Origin of the sequence: Glaciibacter superstes DSM 21135, from assembly GCF_000421145.1 — a bacterium.
GTDB lineage: Bacteria > Actinomycetota > Actinomycetes > Actinomycetales > Microbacteriaceae > Cryobacterium > Cryobacterium superstes.
Window position 1 is genome coordinate 21,402 of sequence record NZ_ATWH01000024.1, and the last position, 7,240, is coordinate 28,641.

The 7,240-nt window shown below is 64.0% G+C and carries 9 protein-coding genes; 3 read left to right on the top strand and 6 right to left on the bottom strand.

What is annotated here, in order from left to right:
• Window positions 1-43 precede the first annotated feature (43 nt).
• Both K323_RS0122570 and K323_RS0122575 read left to right on the top strand, forming a co-directional pair.
• Window positions 44-1,411 carry a TrkH family potassium uptake protein gene (locus tag K323_RS0122570; RefSeq protein ID WP_033373916.1) on the top strand — a complete coding sequence of 456 codons (1,368 nt, stop codon included), beginning with the start codon at window positions 44-46 and terminating at the stop codon, window positions 1,409-1,411.
• Window positions 1,404-2,099: a potassium channel family protein gene (locus K323_RS0122575; protein ID WP_022887531.1), complete on the top strand. Its 696-nt coding sequence runs from the start codon at window positions 1,404-1,406 to the stop codon at window positions 2,097-2,099. Before K323_RS0122570 ends, K323_RS0122575 begins: the two co-directional genes overlap by 8 nt.
• A gap of 62 nt (window positions 2,100-2,161) precedes the next feature.
• On the opposite strand, the gene K323_RS0122580 is transcribed toward K323_RS0122575, so the two are convergent.
• The 4 genes from K323_RS0122580 to K323_RS29645 form a co-directional block, all read right to left on the bottom strand.
• Entirely contained in the window at window positions 2,162-2,962 is an 801-nt protein-coding gene (locus K323_RS0122580; RefSeq protein WP_022887532.1) for an ABC transporter permease subunit, read from the bottom strand.
• On the bottom strand, window positions 2,955-3,896 hold the full coding sequence (locus K323_RS0122585) for an ABC transporter ATP-binding protein (RefSeq protein ID WP_022887533.1): 942 nt from the start codon (window positions 3,894-3,896) through the stop codon (window positions 2,955-2,957). Before K323_RS0122585 ends, K323_RS0122580 begins: the two co-directional genes overlap by 8 nt.
• A 39-nt stretch (window positions 3,897-3,935) precedes the next feature.
• Complete coding sequence (locus tag K323_RS28140) at window positions 3,936-4,637, bottom strand: TetR/AcrR family transcriptional regulator (protein WP_157509552.1); 702 nt, start codon at window positions 4,635-4,637, stop codon at window positions 3,936-3,938.
• 102 nt (window positions 4,638-4,739) lie between these two features.
• Complete coding sequence (locus K323_RS29645; protein WP_022887535.1) at window positions 4,740-4,865, bottom strand: SDR family oxidoreductase; 126 nt, start codon at window positions 4,863-4,865, stop codon at window positions 4,740-4,742.
• Here K323_RS29645 and K323_RS0122600 point away from each other — a divergent pair.
• Window positions 4,859-5,086, top strand: a complete 228-nt coding sequence (locus tag K323_RS0122600) for a hypothetical protein (RefSeq protein WP_022887536.1) — start codon at window positions 4,859-4,861, stop codon at window positions 5,084-5,086. The genes K323_RS29645 and K323_RS0122600 overlap by 7 nt on opposite strands.
• On the opposite strand, the gene K323_RS28145 is transcribed toward K323_RS0122600, so the two are convergent.
• Both K323_RS28145 and K323_RS0122610 read right to left on the bottom strand, forming a co-directional pair.
• Window positions 5,087-5,701: a GNAT family N-acetyltransferase gene (locus K323_RS28145; protein WP_022887537.1), complete on the bottom strand. Its 615-nt coding sequence runs from the start codon at window positions 5,699-5,701 to the stop codon at window positions 5,087-5,089. It abuts the gene before it with no gap.
• Window positions 5,698-7,059, bottom strand: coding sequence for a glutamyl-tRNA reductase (locus K323_RS0122610; RefSeq protein ID WP_022887538.1), 1,362 nt, complete (start codon window positions 7,057-7,059; stop codon window positions 5,698-5,700). The genes K323_RS28145 and K323_RS0122610 overlap by 4 nt, the downstream gene beginning before the upstream one ends.
• Window positions 7,060-7,240 lie beyond the last annotated feature (181 nt).

Genomic DNA, 7,240 nt, shown 5'->3' on the forward strand with positions numbered 1-7,240 from the left:
TCACGGTGTCGGATCCAGAATTGGGTAGAGTCCCTCTGTGAGCATGCAACAGGGCACGGTGCGGCGTCGCCGGCTACGACGGTTGCGCTTCGCGTTGCACCCCGCTCAGGTCGTCGTCCTGGGCTTTGCGACAGTGATCGTGATCGGCACTCTCGTGTTGATGCTTCCGGTCTCGACCTCGTCTGGCGCATGGGCCGACCCGGTCGACGCGCTGTTCACCGCGACGTCGGCAGTCTGCGTGACGGGCCTCACCGTCGTTGATACCGCCACCTTCTGGAGCCCGTTCGGGCAGGTCATGATCCTGGTGCTCATCCAGCTTGGCGGGCTCGGGATCATGATCTTCGCCTCACTCATCGGCCTGGTTCTCGCGCGGCGACTCTCCGTGCGGTCGAGGATGAACGCGGCCGCCGAGGCGAAAGCGGTCGGCTTTGATGACGTTCGTGGCCTCGTCCGCGGCATCGTGCTTATCTCGTTCAGCATCGAAGCCGCCGTGTTCGTGCTGCTGTTCCTCCGTTTCCTCGTCGGCTATGGCTATGATCTCGGTTCGGCGAGCTGGCACGCGCTGTTCCACGCTGTCTCCTCGTTCAACAATGCCGGCTTTGCGCTGTATACCGACAACCTCATGGGCTTCGTCGACGACCCCTTTATCTGCCTCCCGATTGCTGCGGCAATCATCCTCGGTGGCCTCGGTTTCCCGGTGATAATGCAACTTCGGAAGGAGTTCACCCGGCCACTGCACTGGTCCATGAATACAAAGCTGGTGATGTGGGGCACTGTTGTGCTCCTGGTCGCCGGTACCGTCTACATCACCCTGATCGAGTGGGACAACCCCGATACGCTGGGCGGCCTCGATCCCGCAGGACGTATCTTGGCGGGCTTCTTTCATTCGGTGCAGACCCGGACTGCGGGATTCAATTCGGTCGATGTCGGGGCGATGCATGAGGAGACCTGGATCGGCATGGACGTGCTGATGTTCATCGGCGGCGGCCCGGCCGGCACCGCTGGCGGCATCAAGGTCACGACGTTCGCGGTGCTTTTCTTCATCATGCTCACCGAACTCCGTGGCGAGGGCGCTGTTAACATCTTCGGCAAACGCCTCTCCCGGGCCGTGCACCGACAGGCCATTACCGTCGTTCTCCTCGCCGGCGGAGCTGTCTTCACGGCAACCATCGCGCTGATGCTGATCACCGGCATGTCTCTGGATCGAGTGCTCTTCGAAACCGTCTCAGCATTCGGCACCGTCGGCCTGTCCACCGGGATCACCGGCACGCTGCCGCCAGCCGCAGAGCTGATCCTCACCGCGCTGATGTTCCTCGGCCGGCTCGGCCCGCTCACCCTCGGATCTGCTATCGCCCTTCGGCAGCGACACATCCTGTACGAACTCCCGAAAGAGAGGCCCGCAATTGGCTAGATTCACCCGATTCAGAGACACCCAGCGTCGCATCGCCGAAGCCGATTCTGTTGCGGTCATCGGCCTCGGCCGCTTCGGAAACTCGCTTGCGATGGAACTCATGTCCAGCGGCACCGAGGTCCTCGGCATCGACGCCGATGAGGACATCGTCCAAAGCCTCAACGGTCAACTGACGCAAGTCGTCCGCGCCGACTCCACGAAGGAAGAAGCCCTCCGCCAGCTCGCAGTGAACGAGTTCGACCGGGTCGTCGTCGCCATCGGCAGTGACATCCAGGCCTCGATCCTCACCTGTTCAGCGCTCCTGAGTATGAAGATCCCACAGATTTGGGTCAAGGCCGCTGACGACCGGCATGGCCTGATCCTCGAACAGCTCGGTGTACACCACGTCATCTACCCCGAGAAGGAAATGGGCAAGCGCGTCGCACATCTCGTCCGCGGCGCCGCGATGGACTTCCTCGAGATCGACCGGGGATACGCCATGGTGAAGACGGTCGCACCCTCTCGCCTGCACGGTGTGCGTCTCGGCGACACCGGCATCCGCAGGTCCCATGGCGTAACCATCGCCGCGTTCCAACGCCCTGAATCGGCTTGGCAGAACGCCGATGCGGAGACCGTGCTCGGGCCAGGCGACAAGATCCTCATCGTCGGTCCAACGGCGAAGGCCGAGGACTTCGCCCAGCTGCCGTGAAGGAATGTGCGGCTGGTACGGCGATGGGGGAACGGCCAGAGCCGAACCCCCATCGCGTGTCCTTAGCCGGTGATGTCGCGTCGGCGAAGGATCAGAGTTGCCGCGACGACGAACACGACGCAGAGGCCCCACAGCAACCCGAGGCCGGTCCAGTCCGTACCGCCCTGCAGTGGAAGCTCTCGGTATGCCCATGAGTATGGCGACAGCACGCGCAACCATTCAGCGTCCTCTACCTGGTTGGCGATCGCGTTGAACACATAGCCGATCACCGCGACGCCCGCGCCTGCCGCTGTCGCAAGGATACGTCTGCCCGTTGCGGCACCGACCATGAGCGCGATCGTGCCGGAAACGAACGCCAACCCGACGAGAGCTGCCGACACACCGAACACGTTCGACGGGTCGATACCGAGACTGGACGGCTCGTTCAACAGCAGCACGATACCGGCCGAGAGCAGCCCCAGCCACGCAAGCCGCACCAACACGGAGAGTGCCGATTCGAGCGCGTATTGGCTGCGGCCGACGCCATGGGCGAGCGTGAGTTCCAGTTTGCCGGACTCCTCTGCGCCTGCGATCGCGGATGAACCCCAGGAGGTGGCGGCGATGACCAGTAAGAGGAACCCGATCAGCCCGTAGAACGTGCCCTGCGCGTACCCCGGTCCGGAGGCGATTTGCTCATACCCGAGGGTCTTCACCAGCTCCTCTGGCATGCTGTCGATGATCTGCTGCATCTCCCCGTTCCCGCCGATGCTTGGAAACAGCGGGAGATACATGAATAGTGCTGCAGCGACACCGAGGCTCCATCCGATCAACGATCGCCACGAATCGCTGAGCGAACGGCGAAGAACCGGAAGCACCCTAACCACGGTTCACCCCCTTCCCGCGCGCGTTGCCAGGGGAATTGCCGTAGAGCTGCAGCACGGATTCCTCGAGGTCAGGTTCCTCCACGACGAGATCAGTGACGCGGTACCGCGCGAACAACTTCGCGAGAGGGTCGATGTCGCCGTCGAGCGTCGCTGTCACCCTCGTCTCTCCCTCACCGGTGATCGAAACATCTCGAAGACCGGGGATGGCCGCGAGTTCAACGCGGATCGCATCGGGATCGGCCCGGTCAAGGCTCATCCGGACGTGTCTGATCTGGCCCAGCCGCAACGAGGCGACCGCCCCCTCCGCCACGATCCGACCGCCGCTGAGTACGGCGACATGGTCCGCGGTCTGCTGGATCTCGCTCAACACATGCGAACTCAGCAGCACCGTCTGCCCGCGCATGCGGGCCTCGCGCACCATTTCGAGGAACTCCCGTTGCACAAGAGGGTCCAGGCCGCTCGTCGGCTCATCCAGTATGAGCAACTCCGGGCGATGCATGAACGCCTGAATGAGTCCGAGCTTCTGCTTGTTGCCTTTGGACAGCATCCGAACCTGTCGATTCAGATCTAGCCCAAGGCGGTCGGCGAGATCTTCGACCGCCTTCGGCGCGATCGTGCCGCTGATCTCCGCATAGTGTCGCAGCAAGCCACGACCACGGATGCGGCCCTCCAAACGAAGTTCGCCCGGAACATACCCGATCCGGCGTCGAAGTGCGGGCCCGCCGCCGCGTGGATCGAGCCCGAGCACCCGAGCCTGACCAGAAGACGGGCGAATGATATCGAGCAGCATCCGGAGCGTCGTCGTCTTCCCGGCCCCGTTCGGGCCGATCAGCCCGAACACGGTTCCAGGCTCCACGGCAATGTCGAGGTCGTGAATCGCTGGATGCGATCCATACCGTTTTTTTAAACCTATTGTTTCGATGGCAGGGGTCATCGCCCATGCTCCTTTCAAGAAAGTGAAGTCGCCGAAGGATCAAGAACGGGCGCCGTGCGGCGGATCCGGGTCCTGATTCGGGTTATTCTCGCCCTTGTCTGAGCGCGGGCCACTCGTTCGCGCGAGTGCCTCTTGCGCGGCTACGAGGAACCGATCATCCGCATACAGTCCGTGCGTGTATAGATCGAGGATCGGCATCGTCGAGCGGCGAATCCCGTCCGCGCTGAGCTGCTCCATACCAAGGGAGCGTGCGACCTGGCGGTGCATCACCAGCGGCACCACGCCATACAAGGTCAGAAACAGCGCGGTTACCGAGCGGTCGAGCGGCTCGCGCATGATTCCCGCCGCCACTTGCTCGTCGACCATCGTCGAAGTGCCCGCCAGGATCGCGTCGAAGAGTTCATCTGCAGCGGGGCTGTTCGATGTGAGCATGCGCGCTGAATAGTCGATCAACGGGCGATACGCGTCGACATCGGCGAGCCAGCGCTGAATTGCCACCGACGGGTCGCCGTTTGCGAGCTCATCCTTCCGGCCTAGGAACTGGTTCACCACGTACTCGTCGCACGCCAGCCGCAGCCCATCCTTTGACTCGAAATGATGAACCACAAGAGCCGGGCTCACCCCAGCCAACGCAGCGACCGCGCGAACCGTCGTCGCCGCAAAGCCCTCACGGCCAAAGAGGTGCACCGCAGCGTCACGAATGCGCGCCCTTGTGGTCAGATCGCCCTCGACTAAACGCATGTTCAACATGGTAAACGAACGTTCAGGCGGATGCAAGCGTTACTGGGAGGCGGGTGCCCTGAATCGGCGAAGCGTCGAGAACATTGCCGCGGGTTCCAACCGTCAAAGCAGCGCGCCGCCGGTTGCATCCAGATACTGACCGGTGACCCAGCGAGCGTCATTTGAGACGAGGAAGGCCACAACATCGGCGACGTCAGGTGGTGTCCCGAGCCGGTTGAACGGTGACATGGCCGAAACAGTGTCCCGCGCGTCGACACTGGCCCGTACTGATCGACCGTCTCCAGCGTGGGCGCACCGACGGCGACCTCGACGCCGAAGTCGATATCGACGCCCTTGCCGACTACATCACGGTGGTGCTCAGTGGATTGTCCGCTCAGGCACGCTACGGCGCCGGGCAGGTCCAGCTTGTGACCGCCGCAGATGCGGCGATGCGAGCCTGGCCCGGATGACTAGCGCGTAGCGGCCTGCCACTCGCGACGGAGGATGGCGTGGATGGCGAGGTCGTCCCACTTGCCTTTGAAGAACTCACTCTCAACGAAATGCGCCTCGGCGCGCATGCCGAGCCGGCCACACAGTGCGACCGACGACGAATTCTCCGGACTCAGCTGCGCGATCACCCGATGCGCACCGATTTCGGTGAATGCGAGATCGAGCACGGCCCTGGCCGCTTCCGTGGCAAACCCACGACCCTGGTATGCGGGATGGAACACCCAGCCGATTTCGATCCGATCCTCCACGGCGTTCGCCAGGATCACGGTCATGTCGCCGATCACGGGCCCACGCGAACCACCCTCGCCGACCAGCTCGACCGCCAGGGCCAGCCCGTCATCATCCTTTTCCAGCCGAGTGAAGCCGGCCCGCTTGAGGGTGTGCTCTCGAGACTCTTCGCGGTCCCGCAGAGGCCACGGCAAATACCGCACGACCTCCGGCAACGACTGGTAGGCAAAGACGTCGTCGGCGTCCGCTTCGGTGAGCGGGCGCAACAGCAACCGCTCTGTGCGGATCTCGTGCGCGTGGAAGGGGAGAGCGAGACCGCTTGATTTCGCGCCGACCTCGTCGGTCACGACGCCGTCGTACCGGTGTCGGCGACGCGAGCCGCAGCATCCGTCGCCTTCCGCGACAGGTCGACACGGATGCCGAACAACGCGTCGAGACCGTCAACGAACGCGTCCTGGTCGCCAGCCCGAGCGAGCTCACGGGAGCGCACCATCGGAGTGTGTAGCAGCACACCGGCCAGGTGGCGGAGGGCGGCTTCGGTCTGTTCGGAGTCATCGCGACCGCGTGCGCGCTCGATTTCGGCATCAAGAACGTCGAAGACATGCTTGCGCAATGCGACGACCGCCGGCGTGAGGCTTTGCTCCTCTGCGACCTGAGTGAAGGTGCGCGCCGCCTGACCGACGAGCTCGCGCGCCTCGCTGGTGGCGTTCAACTCTTCAAGAGGGGCGTGGATGCGGATGGTCTCAAGGTCGAGCAGTTCAACACCGTGAACGGATGCAACGTCGGGGTCGACGTTGCGCGGCAGGCCGAGGTCGATGATCAGTTGGCGGTAGGCGGCCCCGTCCGTCACCGGGCAGAGTTTCGGCGCGTCGTCGACGGCTGTCGCAGGGCCTGGGAATTGCCCGCGAGCGGCACGGATGCGTTCGGCGTCGACGACGTGGTGCTCGGCCGTTGTGCACGTGACGATGAGGTCGGCGCACGCGATCTCCTGCGCGAAGTCGGCTTCGGCCACCGCCTCGATGGCGTGCGATGCGGCAAACTTCGCGGCCCGGCCAGACGGGGAGTAGACCCGCACGTTCTCGGCGCCGCGATCGCGCAGGGCGGCGAGGGATGCGCCGGCGTAACGTCCGGTGCCGACCAGCAGCACCCGCGTCTCGGCCCAGTCGCTGACCCGGCTCTCCGCCAATTCGAGTGCGAGGCGCACGAGCGACCGGCCCGCTGAGCCGATGCCGGTGCGATTCTTGACCCCGCGCGAGGTGCGGGACGCGCGCTGGAAGAGCCGTTCGAGTTCAGGGCTGGTGGTGCCGGCGGCGCGCGCGCCTTCCAGTGACCGACGCACCTGGCCTGCGATCTCGCCCTCCCCGACGATGACGGACTCGAGGCCGCTGGTCACCGCGAACAGGTGCTCTGCGACGCCATTGCCGTGCACAAGTTCGAGGGTGTCGCGGAGGGTGTCTGCAGCAACACCGCTGTTCGCGCTGACCGCGTCGATGGCGGCGGAGATGGCTGGGATGGGGGAGACGCCGAACGGTTCGTCGAGGTCGAGGTAGGCCTCGAACCGGTTGCAGGTGGCGACGACGACCGCGCCGCTCAGGGAGTCGTGCCGGTCAAGCATGTCGCTTGCTGCAGCATCCGCACCGACAGACAAGGCCTCCAGCACGTCGAAGCTGGAGTTCTTGTGACTCGCGGACAGACAAATCAACACCGCTCGATTCTACGACCTGTAGCAGGCGGGCCCGAATCGGCATCTTCTTTGACCATTCGACGGAGATTCTCACGGAATCGGCGTTCCCGCTGGTTGTCAATCTGGTGTGACCTGTTTGGTGTGTTTATCCTGCGAGGAGTTCGAGCAGGGTAGGTGGGGTGTGGGTTTTGCCGTCTTTGTG